Source organism: Brucella sp. TWI432 (genome assembly GCF_039674445.1).
In the GTDB taxonomy this organism is placed as follows: domain Bacteria; phylum Pseudomonadota; class Alphaproteobacteria; order Rhizobiales; family Rhizobiaceae; genus Brucella; species Brucella chromiisoli.
Genome location: NZ_JBDJNL010000074.1, coordinates 1 through 448 on the forward strand (window position 1 = coordinate 1; position 448 = coordinate 448).

The following is a 448-nucleotide window of genomic DNA, read 5'->3' on the forward strand; positions in this document are numbered from 1 at the left end:
CACCACATTGGCGGCTGCGATATATTGCTGACCGGCTGGCACGCTTTCTGCCAACTGCGTTCCCACAAAGATGCCCGTTTCGCGCAATGTGCTGTCGGCTGCATCGGGCAGTTCAAGCTGGAAGCGCACAAACACATAAGGCGTAGGCGTCTCGCTCTGCGAATAAGCAGCGCCGTCACTCATTAAGATGCTGCCTGCATTGTCCGGCGTGACAAAGAGTTTCTCACGGGTGCGGGTGATGCCGACTTTGCTGACAAGGTCAGAAAGCCCCGAAAGGGCTGCGTCCCGGCTTTCCTGTTCTTCCGGCGTGGTTGGCAGTGGTTCGCTGTCCCATGCCGGATCGCCTTCGCCCACAGCGAGAAATAAAGTCATATTGAGAAGCGCTTGCGCGAGGACAGTGCGACCGTCCTGTGTGAACACAGCCATTATTCTGATCCTGTTTGAATAC

General features: G+C 56.2%; 1 protein-coding gene. It reads right to left on the bottom strand.

Annotation, left to right across the window (positions count from 1 at the left end):
- Nucleotides 1–426: BW3TFN family phage tail fiber component (locus tag ABE527_RS21670; protein ID WP_499698266.1), on the bottom strand; the 426-nt coding region annotated here is incomplete at its 3' end.
- Nucleotides 427–448 lie beyond the last annotated feature (22 nt).